The organism is Bacillus tuaregi (assembly GCF_900104575.1).
GTDB classification, from domain to species: Bacteria; Bacillota; Bacilli; order Bacillales; family Cytobacillaceae; genus Bacillus_BD; species Bacillus_BD tuaregi.
Map to the genome: position 1 here is coordinate 1,190,467 of NZ_LT629731.1, position 22,280 is coordinate 1,212,746.

The following is a 22,280-nucleotide window of genomic DNA, read 5'->3' on the forward strand; positions in this document are numbered from 1 at the left end:
GGCACTAACAGACAAGTTAGTTCCCTTCTTGGGATTTAGGGTTTATCTCTCGTCCACCACTTCTTTAAGAATTTCATAGGAGCGTTTTTGTTTTTCCTCATCAAAGATATATGAAATGGCCATAAGTTCATCGACAGCATACAGTTCTTGAAAGTTCATTAATTGTTTTCGAATCGTATCTTTACTGCCCAATAAAATCGCACTTGTCATCGATTCTACCATTCCCTTTTCCATAGGAGTCCAATATTGATCCATATTTTCGACCGGAGGACTCAATGGCATCGATGAGCTTTTGACCACATTTAAGAAGAATTGGTCTAATGATGTGGCTAAATATTTTGCTTCTTCATTTGTATCTGCTGCAATGACATTTAAACACACCATCATATATGGTTTTTTGAGATATTCAGATGGCTGGAACTTTTCCCGATAAATGGAGATAGCTGCGGACATTTGCTGCGGTGCAAAATGGGAAGCAAACACATAAGGCAGTCCTAATTTAGCAGCTAAATAGGCTGAATCGGTTGAAGAACCCAAAATATAAATCGGAACCTGTGTCCCGACGCCAGGATGGGCTTTAACATAGCTCTGTTGCTCCTCAGGACCGAAATAGGTTAAAAGGGACTGAACGTCATCAGGAAATGTATAAACAGATTCGTGTCCGTTAGACCTTCTTAAAGCATTTGCTGTCATCATATCAGTACCAGGTGCACGACCAAGACCTAACTCTACCCGATTTGGATAGAGAGTCGCCATCGTGCCGAATTGTTCAGCAACAACTAGTGGAGCGTGATTTGGCAGCATGATTCCTCCAGACCCCACTGCAATATGGTCTGTATGCTCAAGAGTATGTTTTATTAAAAGGGCGGTTGCCGAGCTTACGAGAGTTGGTGCATTATGGTGTTCAGCAATCCAATATCTTGTATAGCCCATTTCCTCAACAGCACGGGCAAGATCAACCATGGAATCAATGGCTTGTTTAGCATTTTGTCCCTTTCGTATCGGAACAAGGTTTAACACCGAAACTGGAATATTTATATGGGTCATGGATAGACATCCTTTCTTAGTGTTTATTTTCTAATGTATATAGTAACAATAAGTAAAGTCCTAACAAACTTATATGCTTTATTATCTTTAGTTATATAATATATATTTCTCCTTTTAGAAGGAGTTATAGGGCATATTTACAGAATTTAATAATATTATCGAAGTAAAATAAATACAGTTGTCACAAGAAAAATATTATGCTACTATATGTGTAACCGGTTACATGAATGAGGTGAATCGATGGCTACAATACGAGATGTCGCAAAAAAAGCAGGTGTATCTGTGGCGACCGTTTCAAGAGTATTAAATAACAAAGGGTATACACATGAAGATACAAGAAAACTAGTTAATGAGGCGATTAAAGAATTAAATTATAAACCGAATGAAGTAGCTCGATCACTTTTCAAGAAAAAATCTAGGCTAATAGGCTTATTGCTTCCAGATATTCGAAATCCCTTCTTTCCTGAGCTAGCACGTGGAGTAGAGGATGAAATGCAAGAGCAAGGACTTCATTTAATTATTGGGAATGCCGATGAAAAAACGGAAAAAGAAATAGATTATCTTCAAACCTTTAAACAAAATAATGTGATAGGAATTATTACAGCAACAAATCAGGCTGAAACAAGCTATTATGATAACCTATCGATTCCTGTTGTTTTTCTTGATCGTACGACGATCAGTCATCCATCTGTGTATGCTGATGGATTGGAAGGTGGCAGAATTGCAGCACATGAAATCATCAGGAGAGGCAGTAAACGAATTGCTTTACTAAGGGGACCTGTTGAATTCCAAACGGCACAGGATCGATTTAAAGGGGCAGTCGATGAGCTGTGTAAGGCGAATGTTGATTTTCAAGTGATCACTTCATCGTTTAGTTTTCATGATGCTGAAGTTATGGCTAAAGCATTATTTGAGAAATATCCTGAAATAGATGGAGTCATTGCTAGTAACGACCTTAGTGCCGCAGCCATTCTGCATGAGGCACTTCGAATCGGAAGGTCTATTCCGGATGACTTACAAATTATTGGGTATGATGATATTCCGCTCAGTAAGCTGCTATATCCACCACTATCTACTATTAGACAGCCAGCCTATGATATGGGTAGAGAAGCAGCTAGGTTATTACTGAAACTAATGAATAAAAAACCGATAGTAGAAAATAATATTCAAATGCCGGTATCTTTTATCGAAAGGCAAACGACGAGAAAGGTTGATAAAAATGGTTAAAATAACAGTTATAGGAAGCTCTTCTATGGATTTAGTTGTTTCCGCTTCCAAACGACCAAATAAAGGCGAAACAATTCTTGGAGAAAGCTTTAAAACAGTCCCTGGTGGAAAAGGGGCTAACCAGGCTGTGGCAGCAGCCAGGCTAGGCGCTGAAGTCTATATGGTAGGTTGCGTAGGTGGAGATGGATTTGGGGAAGAAATAGTAAATAATTTCCAGAAAAATAGAGTAGTTACAACCTATGTGGAACCGGTTACACATTCAGAAACAGGTACGGCACATATTACACTTGCAGATGGGGATAACAGCATAATTGTGGTAAAGGGTGCTAATAACTTTGTAACACCAGATTTTGTTCAAAAAGCGCTAGATGTAATTGGAGAATCAGATATTGTATTGATTCAGCACGAAATACCAGAAGAAACGGTAGATTATGTTGCAGACATTTGCTTTCAAAAAGCAGTGCCGTTATTACTGAATCCAGCACCAGCTAGGCCGATCAGTCAAAAAGTCATTGAAAGAGCAGCGTATATCACCCCTAATGAACTGGAAGCTTCTGTTCTTTTTCAAAACAAAGACATACATGAAGCGTTGAAAGAGTATCCAAATAAACTATTGGTTACAGAGGGTAAAAACGGAGTCCGTTATCACAATGGTGAAAAAGAGGTGCTTGTCCCGGCATATCCGGTTGAAGCTGTTGATACAACAGGTGCAGGTGATACCTTTAATGCAGCCTTTGCCGTTGCTGTAGCTGAGGGGAAAAGCATTGAAGACAGTATTCGTTTTGCCAATCGAGCGGCATCTTTATCTGTAACTAAATTTGGTGCTCAGGGCGGAATGCCGACAAGAGCAGAAGTAGAGGGGAGTCTATAAATGAAACGCTGCGGGATGTTAAATAGTGAGATTTCAAAGGTTTTAGCTGATCTAGGTCATACAGACTTAATCGTGATTGCGGATGCCGGTCTGCCTGTTCCAGAGGGGGTCAAAAAAATTGATCTGGCCGTTATAAAAGGTATGCCCTCATTTATTGATGTAGTCAATGCGGTCGAAGAGGACATGGTCATAGAAAAAGTAGTCATTGCCTCTGAAATAAAAGAAGCAAATCCTGAGCATGCACACTATATTAATGAGAAATTTGTTGATAAAACAATAGAACATGTGACGCATGAGGAATTTAAGCGATTAACAAAAGACGCGAAGGCTGTGATTCGCACAGGTGAAATCACACCATATGCTAATTGTATCTTACAATCTGGAGTATTTTTCTAATAAACGAGGTGAGAAACATGCGAGTTACAATGGAAAACATCTATAAAGCATTTGGCAGTAATCAGGTGCTAACAGGTGTTGATTTTGAATTGCTAGATGGAGAAGTACATGCCCTTATGGGAGAAAACGGCGCCGGGAAATCTACGATGATGAATGTGCTTACTGGATTGCATGCCCGTGATAAAGGGAAGATCACCATTGATGGGATGGAAACGTATTTTAAAAACCCGAAAGAAGCAGAGCAAAGAGGAATTACCTTTATTCATCAGGAATTGAATATCTGGCCTGATATGACTGTTCTGGAAAATTTGTTCATTGGAAAAGAACTAAAGAATTCATTTGGAATTCTGAAAATAAATGAAATGAAAGCGTTGGCAAAAAAACAATTTGATAAATTAGCTGTATCGATCCCGTTGGATAAAGAGGCTGGAAGATGTTCTGTTGGAGAGCAACAAATGATTGAAATTGCGAAGGCGCTTATGACAGAAGCGAAGGTCATCATTATGGATGAACCAACGGCTGCCTTGACAGAAAGGGAGATTAGCAAGCTATTTGATGTGATTTCTTCACTGAAAAAAGAGGGCGTATCCATTGTTTATATTTCCCATCGGATGGAAGAGATTTTTGCTATTTGTGACCGAATTACCGTCATGCGAGATGGAAAAACGGTTGACACAAAGCCGATTCCAGAAACAAATTTTGATGAAGTGGTTAGGAAAATGGTCGGACGGGAATTAACGGACCGATTTCCGCAACGGGACCCTCATCCAGGTGAAACAGTTCTGGAGGTAAAGGGCTTAAATAAAAAAGGCCATTTTGAGAATGTGAATTTTTCTGTTCGTGAGGGTGAAATTGTTGGTGTTTCAGGTTTGATGGGTGCCGGAAGAACAGAAATTATGCGGGCAATCTTTGGACTTGATTCAATTGATGAGGGTGAAATCTGGTTAAAAGGTGAGAAGGTCAACATAAAATCACCAGAGCAAGCAGTTAAGCTTGGGATTGGATTCATAACGGAGGACCGTAAGGATGAAGGATTAATTCTAGATTTTTCTATTAGAGATAATGTTGTACTTCCGACGCTTTCCAGCTTTGCCCCTAGAGGAATTATTAACGATAAAAGTGAAACAGACTTTGTTAATTTGCTTATCAAACGTTTAACAGTCAAAACAGAATCATCTGAAATTTCTGTTGGGAAGCTATCAGGAGGAAATCAGCAAAAGGTAGTTATTGCCAAATGGGTTGGGATAGGTCCTAAATTATTGATCCTAGATGAACCAACACGAGGCGTGGACGTTGGAGCCAAGCGCGAAATCTATCAGCTCATGAATGAATTAACAGACCGAGGTGTAGCCATTGTTATGGTATCTTCCGAATTACCAGAAGTGCTAGGCATGAGTGATCGAATCCTCGTTGTGCATGAAGGTAAAATTACTGGAGAACTATTAAAAGCAGAAGCGACACAAGAAAAGATAATGACATTTGCAACAGGAGGTCAGTAAGATGAAAACCATCGATGCAGGTAAAAAGCCTAGAAAGACAACTATGATGAATTCTATCACGCAAAAATTAGGACCATTACTAGGATTAATTGTATTAGTAGTTATTGTATCCATATTAAATCCAAGCTTTCTTGAACCTTTAAATATATTAAACCTATTAAGACAGGTCGCGATAAATGCACTCATTGCCTTTGGTATGACGTTTGTTATTTTAACAGGGGGCATTGACTTATCGGTCGGGGCGATCCTTGCTTTATCCAGTGCCTTGACAGCAGGAATGATTGTATCTGGATTAGATCCAATGCTCGCTATCATTATTGGCTGTATTCTTGGTGGAGTAATGGGTATGGTGAACGGGTTATTTATTACAAAAGGAAAAATGGCACCATTTATTGCAACACTAGCAACCATGACAATCTTTAGAGGCCTTACTTTAGTCTATACTGGAGGAAACCCAATTACAGGTCTTGGTGATAATTATTTATTTCAGCTATTTGGCCGTGGATATTTCTTAGGAATACCTGTACCAGCTATTACCATGATTCTTACTTTTGTACTTTTATTCATTATTCTGCATAAAACACCTTTTGGAAGAAAAACATACGCAATTGGCGGAAATGAAAAAGCTGCTCTTATTTCAGGTATAAAAGTACCAAATGTAAAGATTATGATTTACAGTCTTTCCGGTATGCTTGCTGCTTTAGCAGGTGCGATTTTAACTTCTCGATTGAATTCTGCTCAGCCTACTGCAGGTACTTCGTATGAGCTGGACGCAATCGCAGCAGTTGTATTAGGTGGGACAAGCTTATCGGGTGGTAAAGGAAGGATCTTTGGAACCTTAATTGGTGCATTAATAATCGGAACCTTAAACAATGGCTTGAATCTACTTGGAGTATCTTCATTCTATCAAATGGTGGTTAAGGGTATCGTTATATTAATTGCGGTATTACTTGACCGTAAAAAGTAGTATAAGGAGAGATTATGATGAAAAAATTAATAGCTTTATGTCTAGCACTAACGCTTTTGTTCCTAAGTGCTTGTTCAATGGAACCTCCAGGGTGGGCAAAACCTGATAAAAAGGAAAAGATTGAAGATATTAAAATAGGTTTATCTGTTTCGACATTAAATAACCCATTCTTTGTTTCACTAAAGGATGGTGTAGTTAAAGAAGTGGAAGCATTAGGGATGGAAGTCATTATCGTAGATGCTCAAAATGATTCAGCAAAGCAAGTCAATGATGTAGAGGATTTAATCCAACAGGGTGTAGATGCTTTGCTTATTAATCCAACTGACTCTGCTGCTATTTCCACTGCAGTTCAATCTGCTAATACAATCGGTATACCGGTTGTTACGCTTGACCGATCAGCAGATAAAGGAAAGGTAGAAGCATTGGTCGCTTCAGATAATATTAAAGGTGGAGAAATGGCTGCCAATTATATTATTGAGCAGCTTGGGGAAAATGCGCTTGTTGCTGAATTAGAAGGAGTGCCGGGGGCATCAGCTACAAGAGAAAGAGGCCAAGGTTTCCATAATATAGCAGATCAAAAATTGAATGTAACAGCGAAGCAAGCGGCTGATTTTGATCGTACAAAGGGATTAACAGTCATGGAGAACCTTCTGCAGGCCAACCCTGATATAAAAGCTGTATTTGCTCATAATGATGAAATGGCATTGGGAGCGATTGAGGCAATTAACAGCTCAGGTAAAGATGTTATGGTCATTGGCTTTGATGGAAATGACGATGCTCTAAATGCAATTAATGCAGGAAATATGGAAGCGACAGTTGCTCAACAGCCGGAATTAATTGGTAAGCTAGCTGTTGATGCCGCTAGAGATGTCTTACAAGGGAAAAAAGTGGAAGAAATCATAGCAGCTCCACTAAAACTAGTAACGAAAGATAACAAATAAGAATAAACGAAAAGGTCTGTGCTCTGGTAGAATTATCATTGTCAGACCTTTTTGCTTTTTATGCAAAATGAATCTGAGTCTGTAGAAATAGATACTGATACTATTATATAGAAAGAAGGAATGATGGATGAAGAGCTTAGAGGAGAGCACAACTTTAGTAGAAAAACTTATTACATATCGAAGAGAATTGCATGAGCATCCTGAACTATCAATGAAGGAATATGAAACAACGAGACGAATCCGTAAATGGCTTGAGGAAGCAGGGATTACCATCTTGGATTACGGCTTAGAGGTTGGAGTCGTTGCCGAAATAACAGGGAGCGACACAGGTCCGACCATTGCTTTAAGAGCAGATATCGATGCTCTGCCGATTCAAGAGGAAACAGGCTTAGCATTTTCTTCAAAAAACGAAGGGATTATGCATGCCTGTGGTCATGATTTTCATACGGCAGCCATGATTGGGGCAGCCATTCTTCTTCAGGAACGGAGAGATGAGTTAAAAGGAAAGGTTCGAATCCTTTTTCAGCCGGCAGAGGAAATAGCACAAGGGGCTGTTTTAATGGAAAAAGCCGGTGCGTTGAACGAAGTGGCAGCTATTTTTGGGATGCATAACAAGCCGGATCTACCAGTTGGTACCATTGGTGTTCGGGAAGGGGCGCTGATGGCAAGTGTGGACCGGTTTGAAATTGAAATTACGGGCTTAGGTGGTCATGCGGGAATCCCAAACAATACCATTGATCCCATTGTAGTGGCTGGACAGCTGATTTCTGCACTGCAAACCATTGTCAGTCGTAATCTTAGCTCCTTTTATCATGCCGTAATCAGTATAACGCAAGTGCATGCTGGAAATACGTGGAATGTTATTCCTGAAAAGGCCTTTATGGAAGGGACTGTTCGCACCTTTCAAAATGAAGCACGCCAGTTGATACCAGATCTAATGAAGCGTACGGTAGAAGGGATTGCCAGTTCAAACGGGGCAAAGGCTGAATTACGTTGGCACTCTTATATGCCGGTTGTCCATAATGCGGGGCGTTTTAGTAAGGTGGCTGCGGGAACAGCACGTATCCTTGGATATGAAGCAGTGGAGGCTGAGCCAAGCCAGGCCGGAGAGGATTTTGCCTTTTACCAAACGAAGATCCCAGGCTTTTTTGTCTGGATGGGTGTTGATGGACCAAAGGAGTGGCATCATCCTGCATTTACCCTAAAGGACGAAGCAATTAAGGTGGCGACGGATTATTTTACCAATCTTGCGATAAATGTTTTAAATCAATGGGAATAACCTAATAAATAGCGAGCCATAATAGGTTCGCTATTTTTTACGCTACCTTCATTTACAATTGATCAAATAGATTCCCATTTTCCGGTTCTCGGTTAAAGGTAAGCACCTCTTCAACAGGCTGATAGGATTCACCATAAAAATGTTGATCCTTATAGGTATGAATCATATCATAGGTTTCTTTCATTGCTTCATAAATCATGTCCTCTGACTCCTTATTAGGAGCCCAATAAAGGATTTCCATTGTGTTCATTTCCTTTGTTGCCAGTGAGCGCCGTGTATATCCGATGGATTGAGCATGATGAAAGCCCTCTCTTTGGTAAAAACGGAGTCTCTTTTCCGAATCACTGTCTTCATAGTTGATAGGTTCTACTTCAAGAATAATGGGCTTCCCCTTTTGTTTCAATTTCTCTAAGAGCTTTTGACCAAGCCTTTGTCCACGAGCTTCTTTCGAAACTAACAAATAATCAATAAAGATGAAATTATCCAGTTCAGCATACATCAAAATATGGTTCGGACCTTCATCCTTATGATATATTTCTGAACGTTCCTTTAGTAGTGTTTCCATATGTTCTTTTGATTTCATTTCAACAACAGGAAAATATTGATTCAGCTTTTCATACCAATGCATCCAGCACAGCTCCTTAATCATTGAGATGTCGTAATGGTGGAAGTATTTGTTCTTTCGTTTGAATTTATGCAGCAGAATGGATTTAGTATGGGGGAGAAACTTTTTACAAATTTAACCAAAACTCACGGATATTTCTATCAAATTTCTTACTTTTCACACAATTGATTGCTACTATTGTGAATGTGAAAATAATTAGGGGGCGGGAGAATGAAGAAATTTACTTTAATACTGCTATCATTATTACTCATCTTTGTTTTTGCGGGCTGTAATGCTGAGGAACAGGAATCAAAAACGGAAGACAAGGGGAAAGAAAGCGCTACGACAGAAACGGCAACAACAGAGACAACAGGAACAAATGAAAACGAAGATCAAAAACATAATCATGATCATGAATATAATCCTGAAGAACCTACGGCAGAGGATGTCTGTCACTTCTGTAATATGAAAATTTATACTGAAGATGAAGAAATGGGTGTGTTTACGGCACAAGCGGTGAAAGAGGATGGTACGCATGTGTATTTTGACGACTCTGGTTGTTTATTAAACGCACAGAGAAAATTTAACGAAGAATATGTGAAAGAGTGGGTCCGTGATTTTAATACAAACGAGTGGATTGAAGCGGACAGTGCAGTAGTAGTAAAGGCTGATGTACAAACACCGATGAAATATGGATATGCTTTTTTCAAGGATGAGGAAGGGGCAAAGCCATATCTTGAGAATGCAGCATTAAATGCCGCTCTTGCAAATTGGGATGAAATCGACCAAGAAGCTGAAACACGTTATCAGAAGAAAATGCAAAAAGAAGCAGAAATGAAAAACGGTTCCATGGATAATCAGGAAAGTATGGATATGGAGATGTAATAAAGAGAAAGGCTGACTTTTACGTCAGCCTTTGTTTATTCATGTTCAATCTCATGGTTGGACCTTCTTCAGATAAACCGTGTAACTCTACAATTTGTGGATGGTCCAGCTCATCTAGAGGAAAAACAGTCGCAGTTTGATTCGAATGTATTTCTTTTAGATAAACCGGAATCCCTCTGAAGCTTACATTGACCATTTCAGTTGAATTAATAATTTCCATTGCTCGTTGAATATCCATTTAGAATTCTCCTTAAAAGTATTCAACGTATTTTTTGCATTGCCAATGACAAATATTCTTGTAACCTCATTAAATTGAACGTGATTCGAACAGGTCAGGCCATTTATCTTTTAAGGCTAAGATAAATGCTTTTACATTCGTTTTTTCTTCCATAATGGGGGAAGAAACATAGGATAGCCTTCTAGAAAGGGGATGATTCTGGAGTGGTATAATGGAAAGCTGTTTATGTAAGACATCTCTTTTTATGACACTATGTGATAAAAGGGAAAGCCCCATTCCATGAATAAGCATTTCTTTAATACCTTGATTACTACTAATCGACAGTAGTGATTTCACCTTTAATCCATTTGTACGAACAACATGGTTGAAAAATTCACGTGTCCCCGAACCGACCTCTCTAACCACCCATTCTCGATTTTGCAAATCTGTCATCGATACTTCCTGTTTATATGTGAGTTCATGATTATTAGAGGCAACAATAAATAGCTCATCCTGCATAAATGGGTGGACAGTAAGCTCCTTTTCATTGGTGTGACCTTCAATTAAACCAATATCCACTTGTAATAATCGGACGGATTGAACAATCTCCTCTGTATTTCCTATCGTAACCTGTAATTCAAGCTCAGGATATTTTTTTTGTAGTTCAAACAATAGGGAAGGCAGGATGTATTCTCCAATCGTAAAGCTGGCCCCTATCTTTAATTCCCCTTGTATCGAATTTTGATGTTCTAGAATATCTTGTTTTGTCTTTTCATAAATGGTAATCATTTGCTTGGCTCGATCATATAGCAGCTCCCCAGTAGGGGTAATTTGAATGATTTTAGGTGAGCGGAGAAATAATTTCGTTTGAAATTCTTTTTCTAAATTTTTTATATGTAAGCTGACACTCGGCTGTGACATTCTTAATATTTCAGCTGTTTTCGTAAAATTTTTCACTTCAACAAGAGTAACGAATGTTTTTAACTCATCATAGTACAAAAGGATTCCACCTTTTCATTATTAGAATTTTTAATAGATATGATAATTAATATTTATTTTACTAATTTTCAATCTTTTGGTAAAGTTCCTTATAGACAAATATATATAGCTTATAGCTAATTTAAAAATCATTTTTATTCATTAAAAACCTACTTGATTTATAGGAATAATGGATATAAGATGGTTATAAGTAATATGAATCGTATTTGAAAATAACCGTTAAGTACAACAAATGAAATAAATGGGAAATGTACGATTAATTAATTAGTGAGGTGGATTTCGTTGCAACTTCAGGTATTGAACAGTCCGTTTAATCAGGAGCAGGCAGAGCTCCTTAATCGTTTACTGCCAAGCTTGACAGAGTCACAAAAAGTTTGGTTGAGCGGTTTCCTAGCAGCTTCCCAGGCGCAAAACCATTCAGGTTCACAGGCTGCTGCTGCACTTGAAACATTAGAAGCACCAGTGTCTCAGTCTAATGCAGCAAATGTTGGGAAGACCATTACGAAAGAAGTAACTATCCTTTTCGGTTCCCAATCCGGAAATGCGAAGGGCTTAGCAGAAAAAGCGAAAAAAGCACTTGATGCGCAGGACTATAAAGTAACACTTTCTTCGATGAGTGATTTTAAACCGAATCAATTAAAAAAACTGGATAATCTACTGATTATTGTAAGTACACATGGTGAAGGGGAGCCGCCTGATAATGCAATATCCTTCCATGAATTTCTGCACGGAAAACGTGCTCCAAAGCTTGATGGACTCACATTTTCTGTATTGGCACTTGGAGACAGTTCGTATGAGTTCTTCTGTGAAACAGGTAAGCAATTTGATCAGCGTTTGGAAGAGCTTGGCGGGACCCGACTATATCCGCGCTTTGATTGTGATGTGGATTATGATGAGCCTGCAGCAGAGTGGCTCGAAGGGGTCCTTAACAGCTTAAATGACGCACAAGGCGGAAGTACAGCACCTGCTACATCAACGGGAGCCTCTCTAGCAATAGATTCAGAGTATACGAGAACAAATCCTTTCAAGGCAGAAATACTTGAAAATATTAATCTAAATGGACGAGGCTCTAATAAAGAGACACGTCATCTTGAGATATCCTTAGAAGGTTCTGGGCTCATATACGAACCAGGAGATACTTTAGGGATCTATCCTGAAAATGATCCAGAATTGGTTGACACACTGCTTCAGGAGCTTAAGTGGAATCCAGATGAAAAGGTAACGGTTAATAAGCAGGGAGAAGCTTGTACTTTAAAGGATGCCTTTATTTCGTATTTTGAACTGACTGTATTAACAAAGCCTCTGCTTGAAAAGGCTTTAGAGCTTACAAAAAATGAGCAGCTACGTGAATTGCTGGCAGCTGGAGATGTAAAAGAATACTTAAATGGGCGAGACCTGCTTGATTTAGTTCGCGATTTTGGTCCATGGAATGTATCTCCACAAGAGTTTGTTTCTCTTCTAAGAAAAATTCCTGCTCGTTTATATTCGATTGCGAGTAGCTATGATGCAAACCCGGAAGAGGTTCATTTAACAATCGGGGCTGTTCGTTATGAATCACATGGACGTGAACGTAAGGGTGTATGCTCGACATTGTGTGCCGAGCGCTTAGAACCAGGTGATACACTTCCAATTTATATTCAAAAGAATGATAATTTTAAGCTGCCGCAGGATCCTGAGACACCTATTATCATGGTCGGCCCGGGTACAGGTGTTGCGCCATTCCGTTCCTTTATGCAGGAGCGAGAAGAAATCGGTGCAGAAGGAAAGTCGTGGATGTTCTTCGGAGACCAGCATTTTGTGACAGACTTCCTTTATCAAACAGAATGGCAAAAGTGGCTTAAAGATGGCGTGTTAACCAAAATGGATGTTGCTTTTTCGCGTGACACAGCTGAAAAGGTATATGTCCAGCACCGTATGCTTGAGCACGGTAAAGAATTATTTGCATGGCTTGAGGAAGGGGCTTACTTCTATATTTGCGGTGATGAGAAAAACATGGCGAAAGACGTCCATCATACATTGATTGAGATTATTGAAAAAGAAGGCAATAAGAGCCGTGAAGAAGCAGAAGCTTATTTGGCTGATATGCAGCAGAAAAAACGCTACCAACGTGATGTATATTGATTTTGGAGTGAGAGGAGTTTTTCAACATGGTAAAAACCATTTTAACAGCACCGGAAGGACCACCTAGTGATGTTGAAGAGATAAAAATAAAAAGTGATTATTTGCGCGGTACACTGAAGGAAGTGATGCTCGACCGTCTAAGTGCCGGCATCCCTGACGACGACAATCGCTTGATGAAGCACCACGGCAGCTATTTGCAGGATGACCGTGATCTGCGAAATGAGCGTCAAAAACAAAAGCTAGAGCCTGCGTATCAATTCATGCTGCGTGTCCGCTTACCAGGAGGAGTCGCAACATCGGAGCAGTGGCTTATCATGGATGAGCTGGCCGATAAGTATGCAAACGGAACGTTAAAGCTGACAACGAGAATGACCTTCCAATTGCATGGGATATTAAAATGGAATATGAAGAGTACGATTCAGGGAATTAATGCTGCCCTTATGGATACGATTGCAGCATGCGGAGATGTAAACCGTAACGTGATGTGTGCAGCCAATCCATATCAATCTGAGCATCATAGAGAAGTGTATGAATGGTCAAAACAACTGAGCGATTATTTATTACCTCGTACTAGAGCTTACTATGAAGTATGGCTTGATGAAGAAAAAGTGGCTGGAACTCCTGATACAGAGGTTGAACCAATGTATGGCCCAACCTATCTGCCGCGTAAATTTAAAATTGGGATTGCGGTTCCACCAACAAATGATATAGATGTCTTTTCTCAGGATTTAGGTCTGATTGCTATTATTGAAGATAACAAGCTTGTTGGATTTAATGTAGCAATCGGTGGAGGTATGGGAATGACACATGGGGATAAAGCGACTTATCCTCAGCTTGCTAAGGTTATTGGTTTCGTTACACCGGATAAAATTCAAGATGTAGCGGAAAAAGTGATTACGATACAACGTGATTATGGTAATCGTTCCGTTCGAAAAAATGCCCGTTTTAAATATACGGTTGACCGTCTGGGACTAGAAAATGTGAAGGCTGAATTGGAAAGCCGACTTGGCTGGAGCTTAGAGGAAGCTAGACCATTCCAATTTGATCATAATGGCGATCGTTATGGATGGGTAAAGGGTGTTGGCGGTAAATGGAACCTAACATTATTTATCCAAGGTGGACGTGTGGCAGATTATGATGAATATCAATTAAAGACAGGCTTGCGGGAAATTGCAAAAATTCATACAGGTGATTTTCATTTAACCGGAAATCAAAATGTTATTATTGCGAATGTACCAAGCCAAAAGAAGAAAAAAATTAACGAGCTAGTTGAGAAATATGGTTTGACAGACGGCAAGCATTATTCAGCACTGCGCCGTAGCTCGATTGCCTGCGTAGCCCTACCAACCTGCGGTTTGGCGATGGCAGAGGCAGAGCGTTATTTACCAACGCTTCTTGATAAAATCGAAGAAATTATCGATGAGAGTGGACTGCAGGATAAAGAAATTAATATCCGTATGACAGGTTGTCCAAATGGATGTGCCCGTCCAGCTCTTGGTGAAATTGCCTTTATCGGAAAAGCGGTTGGAAAATATAATATGTATTTGGGTGCTGCACATGATGGCAGTCGTTTAAGTAAAATGTACCGTGAGAATATCGGTGAAGAAGAGATACTTAGCGAGCTTCGTCAACTGCTTCCTCGTTATGCGAAGGAACGGTTGGATGGCGAGCACTTCGGTGATTTTGTTATTCGTGCTGGAATCATTAACGCAACAACAGACGGAACTAATTTCCATGATTAATAGAAAAATCTTGCTGTGAGACGGGTATTTCCGTCTCTTTTTTTGTTTACCATTAATTAGAAAAAATTAACTTGGACAAGCTAAATAAATCACCATATACTTCGGAATCTCATAATTTGAAGGTAGAAGAATGAGGTACTACTATTCGTTCCGGCTTCAATCGGTGTATGATGGCTACTTAGAATAGTAAGGGTAGAAAAGAAGGTGGTGGGCTATTTTTTAGAAAATAAACTTACTAATCTTAGTTGACATGTCAGAATAATATAAATTAAAATATTAATATGAAAATATAAAATACCCGCACTTAAGCTGATCGGTCAACCGAAGGTCCTCTATTTATAAGGGTATGAAGGGAAAAATAGGAGGATTTGACAATGAAAAAGTTAATTGTGTTTGCCTTTATTGGCTTTTTAGCCCAGTTGATCGACGGTGCTTTAGGAATGGCATATGGCGTAACATCGTCATCTTTATTATTAGCCTTTAGTATTGCACCTGCTGTAGCATCAGCTTCAGTTCATTTATCAGAAGTAGTAACAACGGCTGCTTCAGGAGTGTCCCATATAAAGTTTGGAAATGTGGATAAAGCAATGGTCTTCAAACTTATTATTCCTGGATCAATCGGAGCCTTTTTAGGAGCAACGTTTTTAAGTAACATTCCTGGAGATATAGCGAAGCCTTATGTTTCTATTTTTCTCTTGTTACTGGGAATTTATGTTTTGTTTCGATTTCTTATCCAATACCGTCCACCAGCTGAGAATAGTTCATCATCACTAACAAGAAAGCAGGCCATTCCACTTGGTTTTATTGCCGGCTTCATGGACGCAACCGGAGGTGGAGGCTGGGGTCCGATTGCCACACCGGTCCTTTTAAGTAAAAATGGCATGAGTGCAAGAAAGGTCGTTGGTACAGTGGATACAAGTGAATTTGCGATTGCTGTATCTGCTTCCCTTGGCTTCTTTATTTCCTTAGGCTGGTCTCAGGTAAATTGGTTGTGGGTAACGGCGTTAATTATTGGAGGGGTCATTGCAGCTCCTATTGCAGCCTGGTTAGTTCAGAAGGTTCACCCACAATTAATGGGTGTGTTGGTTGGTGGGTTTATTATTTTTGTCAACTCTAGAACTCTGCTTACAACATGGGTTGAAAATGCATCCTTGTATCCTTATATCTATACCATCATTTTTGTAGGTTGGGTAGCTGCTATTCTGGCTACGATTACGAAGCTTTCAAAAAGAAAAGCTTCGATACTAGTCAATCAGAAAAGAACAGGTAATATTGCCGACTAAGCTAAGAAGCACGATTCTTTAGATAAAGAATCGTGCTTTACTTTTTATTTGCGAATGCCTGTTTCCTCGGCTAATTCTTTAAAAGTATCTGTTTCCTTCTGTACATCAGCGGTGAAGTCAGCAGAGTTTAAATAACCGGGTTCTAGCTTTACTTTTTCCAGCTGCTTTAAAAATTCCTCGTCATTTTCCATTTTCTCAATCGCCTCATCCCACTTTTTCACAATCTCAGTAGGTGTTCCAGGCGCAAAAGAAAGACCGGTCCACCATTTTACGGTTAATCCATCAAAGCCCTGCTCATCTGTTGTTAGAACATCTGGGTAGAGTGGGTTTCTTTCTGGTGATTGAATAGCAAGTATTTTGAGTTTTCCTGAGTCCACAAGTGGTGCAAACTCTCCAACTGTGTGTACACCTAATACGACATGACCGCCGGCAACCTTTGCAGCAGAGTCAGAGGCTCCTTCAGAGGATACCATTTTAGTAGTGTGATAATCGACACCGATAGAATCAAGCCACTGGGCAACAGCAAAGGCAGAAATACCAGCAGGACCAACACTTGCCCATGTTAGTTTTTCAGGATTTGTCTTTACCCACTCAGAAAACTCCTCAAAGTTATTCCACTCGGCATCTGCTTTTACTGCATAAGCCATGGAACCTGTAGCGATACGGGAAATGAACTGATTATCATCAATGGTTAAGGTAGGCTTTGCTGTCCCTGCTTCATGCAGGGTGGTAGAAGAATTGTTATTAACAAGCACGGTGTAGCCATCTGGCTTTGATTCCTTTAACGCATACTGCGCACCTATGATTCCACCGCCGCCGGTTTTATTTGTTACAACAATCGGCTGTCCCCACTCCTTACTTAAATAATCTGCTACCGTACGTGCTGCTAAATCAACACCTCCGCCAGCGGCAAATGGAACAACAAGTTCAATCTGCCTTGTTGGATAATTTAGCGCTTTGGTGTCTTGATCTTGATCGGATTGGGATGAACACCCGGCAATAATCAGACCTGCCATAAGTAAAAAAGTGAAAAATACAGATAACTTTTGCTTCATTATAGAACCCTCCAGTGATGTTAAGTTAATTAAAACTCCATCTGTTCGCCGGTCTCTTGAAGAATTCTTTTCTTGGTTCTCTTCATGAGAATGATTGAAATAATGAATGCAATAACAGCAAGCACTAAGATCGTTAGTGAGATGGGCCGTTGAACAAAAATGAATAAACTGCCTGAAGACATTTCTAACGATTGGATAAAATACCTTTCAATTTTTGGACCTAATACGAGGCAAAGAATAAAGGGAATAATCGGCCAGCGATATTTTTGAAAGATATAGCCAAGGATTCCGAACATTATAGCTACTAACACATCAAACATACTATTTCGTATCGAAAAAGACCCTAGGATACTGATTAAGAGAATAATAGGCGCTAAAATGCCAAAGGGCACCTCTGTGAGCTTTGCCCATAAGCCCACTAAGGGAAGATTGAGGAGCAGCAGGATGGCATTTCCAATAAACATACTGGCAATGATGGTCCAAACTATCTGATTGTTCTGTTCAAAGAGAACAGGTCCGGGAGATAAGCCATATATCATAAGTGCAGCTAATAAAACAGCGAGTGGGGGTGATGCAGGTATTCCCAATGCTAACAATGGAATAAATCCTCCGGAGCTTGTTGCATTGTTAGCTGACTCTGGTCCTGCAACTCCTTCGATTGCCCCGTTGCCAAATTTCTCAGGATGTTTGGATACTTTCTTTTCTAGATCATAAGAAAGGAAGGAAGTAATGGTTGCGGAGACACCGGGCAGAATCCCAAGGAAAAAGCCTAGTAGGCTTCCTCTGAAAATTGCGGGTAGGCTCTGCTTTAAGTCCTGTTTGCCCGGGTAGACACTCTTTATTTTGACATGTTTTTTGACTGCATGATTTTCCTCCAGCCCTCTTAGAACCTCTGCGATGGCAAACAGCCCGATAATGATGCTAATCATCTCAAAACCACCAATTAGTAACGTAGAGCCAAAGTCAAAGCGGGGCGACCCTGTAGTAATTCCTATTCCCACTAAAGATACTAAAAAGCCTAATAATCCCATAATAACCGATTTTCGAAAGGAAAAGCCTGTTAGATTAAATAGAATCAATAAGGCAATTAGCATAAGTGTGAAATATTCAGGCGGCCCAAATTTTAGGGCTTGATCAGCTAATATAGGAGCAAATAAGACGAGTCCAATTAATCCAATAATACCAGCTAGAAAAGAACCAATTGCTGCTATACCTAGAGCAGTCCCGGCTTTTCCTTTTTTGGCAAGCGGATAGCCATCTAATGTTGTAGGTACTGAGGATGATTCACCAGGTATATTCATCAGTATCGCAGTCGTAGACCCGCCATACATGGAACCATAATAAATTCCGGCCATCATCATTAACCCCTGCGTCGGGTTAAGAATGGTTGTAACAGGTAAAAGGATGGCGATAGCTGAAGTCGGTCCTAATCCAGGAAGTACACCGACTAGGGTTCCCAAGACTGATCCCGCGAGGACAATGAAAAGGTTAGAAGGAGTGATGACTTCACTAAATCCGTTGAGAAGGAACATGATTGAATCCATCGGAAATCCCTCCTTAGAATGAAAAATATCCTGTTGGGAATGGAATTTTTAGCAGGACAATAAATAGGTAATATAAAACAATCGTGGTGGCTGTTCCGAATAGAGCAGAGTATAGCCAGCGATAGTTTCCAATCATTTTAATTAAAGCGATGGAAACAACCCAAGTACTAACGACATATCCAACTAGGCTTATTAAAAAACAATAGATAAGCAGAATTGAAATGGTAAGTAATAAATGAAGACGCTCTTTACCGGTTGGAAGCCTAGTATTGGTTGATTCTATATTTCTGTCAACTGACACACCCAATCCAAATAGCATGAGAAGAATGCCAATTAAACCAGGGAAGGCATGGTCACCTGTTAATAGGTTTTTGCTTAGAGGATATAGCTTTATAGCTTCATAAAATGATACACCACCAACTAAAATGGCTGTTATTCCGCCAACTTTTTTCTCTGATAGCAGCTTGGATGTCATGGGTTGCCCCCTTTATACATTGTATTCATTCTTTCATTGGCTTTTTTGAAGAATGGCACTTTGGTGACCGCTACTTTGCCCACCCTGTAGACAAAAACAACCTTGTGCGCTTGATTATCAAACGTTACAAGGTCTAAAGCTACCAATCGTTTAAGTAATGGTGAAAGTATGGTCAACCATTAGAATAATTAACTATATGCACTGAATCATTAAATCATGATTCATTTACATTAAGTTCATAAAAGGGAAGGGTCTGCTACGCATGCAAAAGAAGAATTAAATACACCAACACCTCCAGCCATGTTTGACTAGAGGTGTTGGCGTGCCTATATTATAATGCCTCTTTAATAACCTTTTTGTAATAGATAACCGATAGAATTGCAAAGATAGAATACAAAGCAGTATAGAGAACCATCACAATAATCATCGGTGCCCAGACCTCTGTACCAAATAGAAACCAGCCAGACTGGACGGCAAAATATCCATGCAGGAGGCCAATTAGTAACGGAATACCGAAATTAAAAATTTGTTTCGCCTGGATTCCTATAACCAAATCTCCTTGAGTGAATCCAAGCTTTCTCAAAATGGTATAGTTTGGCTTTTCATCCTCACTCTCATCCATTTGTTTAAAATAGAGGATACAGCCTGACGTAATGAGAAACGTTAAACCTAAAAACCCGACGATGAACATAATGAGACCAAATAATTGTTTCTGGTTATCACTCATTTGAATTCGAGCTAAATTTTCCGTTTCTTCATTGAATAGGTTCGTAAATAGCTCCGTCGCTTCCTCTGTTTTATCTCCATTAGTGATATCAATACCGATGAAAAGGGAGAATTCCGACTGGAGGGCGGGGTCGATTTCGGATTTTAACGTCTGAAAAACAGAATCGTCCACAATGACAGTTGGAATACCGCCAGCTGTATAGTTATAGGATATAACATAATCTTTTCTTAATCCTTGGAAGTCAAGTGGAATCGTTTTCTGTTTGCCCACTAGTTCAAGCCTCCCGGAGTCTTTAAATGACATAAACCTCGCTAATGTATCGCTATAGCCAGTGAAAAGAACTTCCTCTTTTGCTAAATCGATATGTTGGACAGCTTTGTCACTAATTACTGGAACAGGCATTTTCTTCGGATTACTATTTAATGCTGATTCTTCCATATTAATTTCCAAAATTTCCTCTAAATTGGCATTTGCCTGGAGTACGTCAATTTTTCTTTCCTTGTAATCAATTTCATTCATACTTAATTCTGTCTTAAACTTGTCTGCATCCTCCACAGTAGTAAAAGCGAAATCCCCAGCTACGTTGTCTGCCGCTGATTCTTCAGCTGAATAATAGGATATATAGCTTAAAGAAAGTAAACCAACAGCCAATGCCGATACTGTCGTAATAATCGTTAATAATAAAGCATTCGACTTCATACGAAACATGATGGTGGAGAGGGAAAGTACCTCGTTAATGTTCAAGTAGCCACCTTTCTTTTTCCGGATCAGGTAAAAGAGAAACCGGACGGATCCTTTGTAAAACAGATAGGTTCCCATAATAACAGCTGCAAGGATAAATACCATGGCCATGAACAGTTCATTCATTGTCGTAAAGTGCCCACCAAATAATTTGGAGGAAACATAATAGCCTGATACAATCAGAAGGATCCCGGCCATTCCGTATAACATTTCGAAGAAGGAAACTTTCTTTACTTTCTCCTCTGTTGAGGATTTAACACGAAAAAGAGAAAGGATACTCTGTTTTTTTATAAAGAACCAATTCATTAGGATAATGAAAAGATAAATGATACAAAAGACTACAATAGTCTGAATGAAAGCCTCTGATGAGAAGTTTAATGTTGCAATAGCGTCTACCTTCGTTATTTTAAATAAAATCATCATGATTAGTTTCGAAACAGAGAACCCGATAAAGATTCCAATCAGTGTGGAGCTAAAATAGAGAATAAAGTTCTCCACCGTCAGGATTTGGAGAATCTTTCCCTTTGTCATTCCGACAAGCTGAAACAGTCCGATTTCCTTACTGCGCCGTTTAATGAAAATATGATTAGCATAGAGAAGAAAAACCGAAACAATAGTGACAAGCAGGATAGAAGCAGCTCGAATCGATGCGGCGCCTTTAATCGATCCCTTTGTTTCATCCATTGCCGGGTCATATTGCAGGGTGACAAAGGCAAAGTAAAGGGCAACTGTAAAGATAAGCGCAAACACATACAAATAGTAGCTTTTTAAATTTTTTTTCAGGCTGCTTAGTATGAGCTGGTTAATGTTCATTAGACACACCTCCTAATACAGCCTGTGTTTTCATAATATCCTGAAAGAAGATTTGCCTTGATTGCTCCCCTTTATTTAATTGTGTGTAGATTCTACCATCCTTTATAAAAATCACTCGACTGCAGTAGCTTGCTGCAACGGGGTCGTGGGTAACCATTAAAATCGTTGCACTTCTTTTTTGATTTAAATCACTTAGCTTATTCAATAAATCCGAAGCAGATTTCGAGTCAAGGGCGCCAGTCGGTTCGTCAGCAAATATGATGCTTGGTTCATGAATAAAGGCCCTAGCTGCAGAGGTTCGCTGCTTTTGACCACCGGATATTTCATTAGGATATTTGTCCCTTAATTCATAGATACCCAGATTTGTTGCCACTTCTTTGAATTTTTCTTCTGCTGCTCTTTTCGGAGTTTTTGTAATTGATAACGGCAGTAGAATATTTTCTTGAACTGTAAGAGTATCCAGCAGGTTATAGTCTTGAAAAATAAAACCTAGATAATGCTTACGAAACTCTGCTAGTTGTTTTTCTTTCATGGCGGTCATTTCTTTACCTTCTATAAAAATGGTCCCGTTGCTTACTTGATCAATGGAAGAAAGAACGTTCAAGAGAGTCGTTTTCCCTGACCCGGAGGCTCCCATAATACTGACAAATTCCCCTTTTTCAATGCTAAGGTCAATTCCCATTAAGACTTCCTGTTTATTAAACTTATTGCCATAGCTTTTATGAATTTTATTTGCTTCTAAAATGTTCATTTTCTTCCACACTCCTTTATTCGTTACTACTATTATAAAAAGTGCTGAGGCGGTTTTCCCTTCATTTACCGAACAAACAACAAAAGCATGTGACAT

Annotated in this window: 20 protein-coding genes; 11 read left to right on the forward strand and 9 right to left on the reverse strand. The window is 39.5% G+C overall.

Annotation, left to right across the window (positions count from 1 at the left end; all coding sequences use genetic code 11):
- Window positions 1–42: 42 nt before the first annotated feature.
- Window positions 43–1,047 carry an LLM class flavin-dependent oxidoreductase gene (locus BQ5321_RS07960; RefSeq protein ID WP_071393989.1) on the reverse strand — a complete coding sequence of 335 codons (1,005 nt, stop codon included), beginning with the start codon at window positions 1,045–1,047 and terminating at the stop codon, window positions 43–45.
- 240 nt (window positions 1,048–1,287) lie between these two features.
- On the opposite strand from BQ5321_RS07960, the gene BQ5321_RS07965 reads away from it, so the two are divergent.
- The 7 genes from BQ5321_RS07965 to BQ5321_RS07995 all read left to right on the forward strand — a co-directional run bounded on the left by BQ5321_RS07965 (window position 1,288) and on the right by BQ5321_RS07995 (window position 8,227).
- The gene (locus BQ5321_RS07965) at window positions 1,288–2,274 is read left to right on the forward strand and encodes a LacI family DNA-binding transcriptional regulator (RefSeq protein ID WP_071393990.1); all 987 of its coding nucleotides are present in this window, start codon (window positions 1,288–1,290) and stop codon (window positions 2,272–2,274) included.
- Window positions 2,267–3,145, forward strand: coding sequence for a ribokinase (gene rbsK / locus BQ5321_RS07970; protein WP_071393991.1), 879 nt, complete (start codon window positions 2,267–2,269; stop codon window positions 3,143–3,145). Before BQ5321_RS07965 ends, rbsK begins: the two co-directional genes overlap by 8 nt.
- Window positions 3,146–3,541 (forward strand): D-ribose pyranase, encoded by a 396-nt coding sequence (rbsD, locus tag BQ5321_RS07975; protein ID WP_071393992.1) that lies wholly within the window; start codon window positions 3,146–3,148, stop codon window positions 3,539–3,541. It begins immediately after the preceding gene.
- Between the two features lie 17 nt (window positions 3,542–3,558).
- On the forward strand, window positions 3,559–5,040 hold the full coding sequence (locus BQ5321_RS07980; RefSeq protein ID WP_071393993.1) for a sugar ABC transporter ATP-binding protein: 1,482 nt from the start codon (window positions 3,559–3,561) through the stop codon (window positions 5,038–5,040).
- A 43-nt stretch (window positions 5,041–5,083) separates the two neighbouring features.
- A complete protein-coding gene (gene rbsC, locus BQ5321_RS07985) occupies window positions 5,084–6,007 on the forward strand; it encodes a ribose ABC transporter permease RbsC (RefSeq protein ID WP_139187892.1) in 924 nt (307 codons plus the stop codon).
- A 17-nt stretch (window positions 6,008–6,024) separates the two neighbouring features.
- Window positions 6,025–6,948 carry a ribose ABC transporter substrate-binding protein RbsB gene (gene rbsB / locus BQ5321_RS07990; protein ID WP_071393995.1) on the forward strand — a complete coding sequence of 308 codons (924 nt, stop codon included), beginning with the start codon at window positions 6,025–6,027 and terminating at the stop codon, window positions 6,946–6,948.
- A 127-nt stretch (window positions 6,949–7,075) separates the two neighbouring features.
- The gene (locus BQ5321_RS07995; protein ID WP_071393996.1) at window positions 7,076–8,227 is read left to right on the forward strand and encodes a M20 peptidase aminoacylase family protein; all 1,152 of its coding nucleotides are present in this window, start codon (window positions 7,076–7,078) and stop codon (window positions 8,225–8,227) included.
- Between the two features lie 52 nt (window positions 8,228–8,279).
- On the opposite strand, the gene BQ5321_RS08000 is transcribed toward BQ5321_RS07995, so the two are convergent.
- Window positions 8,280–8,855 carry a GNAT family N-acetyltransferase gene (locus tag BQ5321_RS08000; protein ID WP_071393997.1) on the reverse strand — a complete coding sequence of 192 codons (576 nt, stop codon included), beginning with the start codon at window positions 8,853–8,855 and terminating at the stop codon, window positions 8,280–8,282.
- Between the two features lie 207 nt (window positions 8,856–9,062).
- Here BQ5321_RS08000 and BQ5321_RS08005 point away from each other — a divergent pair, with 207 nt between their 5' ends.
- The gene (locus BQ5321_RS08005; RefSeq protein ID WP_071393998.1) at window positions 9,063–9,716 is read left to right on the forward strand and encodes a nitrous oxide reductase accessory protein NosL; all 654 of its coding nucleotides are present in this window, start codon (window positions 9,063–9,065) and stop codon (window positions 9,714–9,716) included.
- Between the two features lie 19 nt (window positions 9,717–9,735).
- Here the strand turns inward: BQ5321_RS08005 and BQ5321_RS08010 are convergent, their stop codons facing one another.
- Entirely contained in the window at window positions 9,736–9,954 is a 219-nt protein-coding gene (locus BQ5321_RS08010; RefSeq protein WP_071393999.1) for an H-type small acid-soluble spore protein, read from the reverse strand.
- A 69-nt stretch (window positions 9,955–10,023) separates the two neighbouring features.
- Window positions 10,024–10,932 carry a LysR family transcriptional regulator gene (locus tag BQ5321_RS08015; protein ID WP_071394000.1) on the reverse strand — a complete coding sequence of 303 codons (909 nt, stop codon included), beginning with the start codon at window positions 10,930–10,932 and terminating at the stop codon, window positions 10,024–10,026.
- Between the two features lie 282 nt (window positions 10,933–11,214).
- On the opposite strand from BQ5321_RS08015, the gene BQ5321_RS08020 reads away from it, so the two are divergent.
- The 3 genes from BQ5321_RS08020 (at window position 11,215) to BQ5321_RS08030 (ending at window position 16,078) form a co-directional block, all read left to right on the forward strand.
- Window positions 11,215–13,053, forward strand: a complete 1,839-nt coding sequence (locus BQ5321_RS08020; RefSeq protein ID WP_071394001.1) for an assimilatory sulfite reductase (NADPH) flavoprotein subunit — start codon at window positions 11,215–11,217, stop codon at window positions 13,051–13,053.
- A gap of 26 nt (window positions 13,054–13,079) precedes the next feature.
- On the forward strand, window positions 13,080–14,795 hold the full coding sequence (cysI, locus tag BQ5321_RS08025; protein ID WP_071394002.1) for an assimilatory sulfite reductase (NADPH) hemoprotein subunit: 1,716 nt from the start codon (window positions 13,080–13,082) through the stop codon (window positions 14,793–14,795).
- Window positions 14,796–15,169: 374 nt separating this feature from the next.
- On the forward strand, window positions 15,170–16,078 hold the full coding sequence (locus tag BQ5321_RS08030; protein WP_071394003.1) for a sulfite exporter TauE/SafE family protein: 909 nt from the start codon (window positions 15,170–15,172) through the stop codon (window positions 16,076–16,078).
- A 44-nt stretch (window positions 16,079–16,122) separates the two neighbouring features.
- On the opposite strand, the gene BQ5321_RS08035 is transcribed toward BQ5321_RS08030, so the two are convergent.
- The 5 genes from BQ5321_RS08035 to BQ5321_RS08055 all read right to left on the reverse strand — a co-directional run bounded on the left by BQ5321_RS08035 (window position 16,123) and on the right by BQ5321_RS08055 (window position 22,184).
- A complete protein-coding gene (locus BQ5321_RS08035) occupies window positions 16,123–17,133 on the reverse strand; it encodes a tripartite tricarboxylate transporter substrate binding protein (protein ID WP_071394004.1) in 1,011 nt (336 codons plus the stop codon).
- 29 nt (window positions 17,134–17,162) lie between these two features.
- Window positions 17,163–18,677: a tripartite tricarboxylate transporter permease gene (locus tag BQ5321_RS08040; protein WP_071394005.1), complete on the reverse strand. Its 1,515-nt coding sequence runs from the start codon at window positions 18,675–18,677 to the stop codon at window positions 17,163–17,165.
- Between the two features lie 13 nt (window positions 18,678–18,690).
- Window positions 18,691–19,152, reverse strand: a complete 462-nt coding sequence (locus BQ5321_RS08045; protein WP_071394006.1) for a tripartite tricarboxylate transporter TctB family protein — start codon at window positions 19,150–19,152, stop codon at window positions 18,691–18,693.
- A gap of 331 nt (window positions 19,153–19,483) precedes the next feature.
- Window positions 19,484–21,433 carry an ABC transporter permease gene (locus BQ5321_RS08050; protein ID WP_071394007.1) on the reverse strand — a complete coding sequence of 650 codons (1,950 nt, stop codon included), beginning with the start codon at window positions 21,431–21,433 and terminating at the stop codon, window positions 19,484–19,486.
- Entirely contained in the window at window positions 21,423–22,184 is a 762-nt protein-coding gene (locus BQ5321_RS08055; protein ID WP_071394008.1) for an ABC transporter ATP-binding protein, read from the reverse strand. Before BQ5321_RS08055 ends, BQ5321_RS08050 begins: the two co-directional genes overlap by 11 nt.
- Between the last annotated feature and the right edge of the window lie 96 nt (window positions 22,185–22,280).

Bases quoted from the DNA above. Each gene is read 5' to 3' on its own strand.
- BQ5321_RS07960 (WP_071393989.1), bottom strand. From the start codon at position 1,047: ATGACCCATATAAATATTCCAGTTTCGGTGTTAAACCTTGTTCCGATA.
- BQ5321_RS07965 (WP_071393990.1), top strand. From the start codon at position 1,288: ATGGCTACAATACGAGATGTCGCAAAAAAAGCAGGTGTATCTGTGGCG.
- rbsK (WP_071393991.1), top strand. From the start codon at position 2,267: ATGGTTAAAATAACAGTTATAGGAAGCTCTTCTATGGATTTAGTTGTT.
- rbsD (WP_071393992.1), top strand. From the start codon at position 3,146: ATGAAACGCTGCGGGATGTTAAATAGTGAGATTTCAAAGGTTTTAGCT.
- BQ5321_RS07980 (WP_071393993.1), top strand. From the start codon at position 3,559: ATGCGAGTTACAATGGAAAACATCTATAAAGCATTTGGCAGTAATCAG.
- rbsC (WP_139187892.1), top strand. From the start codon at position 5,084: ATGATGAATTCTATCACGCAAAAATTAGGACCATTACTAGGATTAATT.
- rbsB (WP_071393995.1), top strand. From the start codon at position 6,025: ATGAAAAAATTAATAGCTTTATGTCTAGCACTAACGCTTTTGTTCCTA.
- BQ5321_RS07995 (WP_071393996.1), top strand. From the start codon at position 7,076: ATGAAGAGCTTAGAGGAGAGCACAACTTTAGTAGAAAAACTTATTACA.
- BQ5321_RS08000 (WP_071393997.1), bottom strand. From the start codon at position 8,855: ATGCATTGGTATGAAAAGCTGAATCAATATTTTCCTGTTGTTGAAATG.
- BQ5321_RS08005 (WP_071393998.1), top strand. From the start codon at position 9,063: ATGAAGAAATTTACTTTAATACTGCTATCATTATTACTCATCTTTGTT.
- BQ5321_RS08010 (WP_071393999.1), bottom strand. From the start codon at position 9,954: ATGGATATTCAACGAGCAATGGAAATTATTAATTCAACTGAAATGGTC.
- cysI (WP_071394002.1), top strand. From the start codon at position 13,080: ATGGTAAAAACCATTTTAACAGCACCGGAAGGACCACCTAGTGATGTT.
- BQ5321_RS08030 (WP_071394003.1), top strand. From the start codon at position 15,170: ATGAAAAAGTTAATTGTGTTTGCCTTTATTGGCTTTTTAGCCCAGTTG.
- BQ5321_RS08035 (WP_071394004.1), bottom strand. From the start codon at position 17,133: ATGAAGCAAAAGTTATCTGTATTTTTCACTTTTTTACTTATGGCAGGT.
- BQ5321_RS08040 (WP_071394005.1), bottom strand. From the start codon at position 18,677: ATGGATTCAATCATGTTCCTTCTCAACGGATTTAGTGAAGTCATCACT.
- BQ5321_RS08045 (WP_071394006.1), bottom strand. From the start codon at position 19,152: ATGACATCCAAGCTGCTATCAGAGAAAAAAGTTGGCGGAATAACAGCC.
- BQ5321_RS08050 (WP_071394007.1), bottom strand. From the start codon at position 21,433: ATGAACATTAACCAGCTCATACTAAGCAGCCTGAAAAAAAATTTAAAA.
- BQ5321_RS08055 (WP_071394008.1), bottom strand. From the start codon at position 22,184: ATGAACATTTTAGAAGCAAATAAAATTCATAAAAGCTATGGCAATAAG.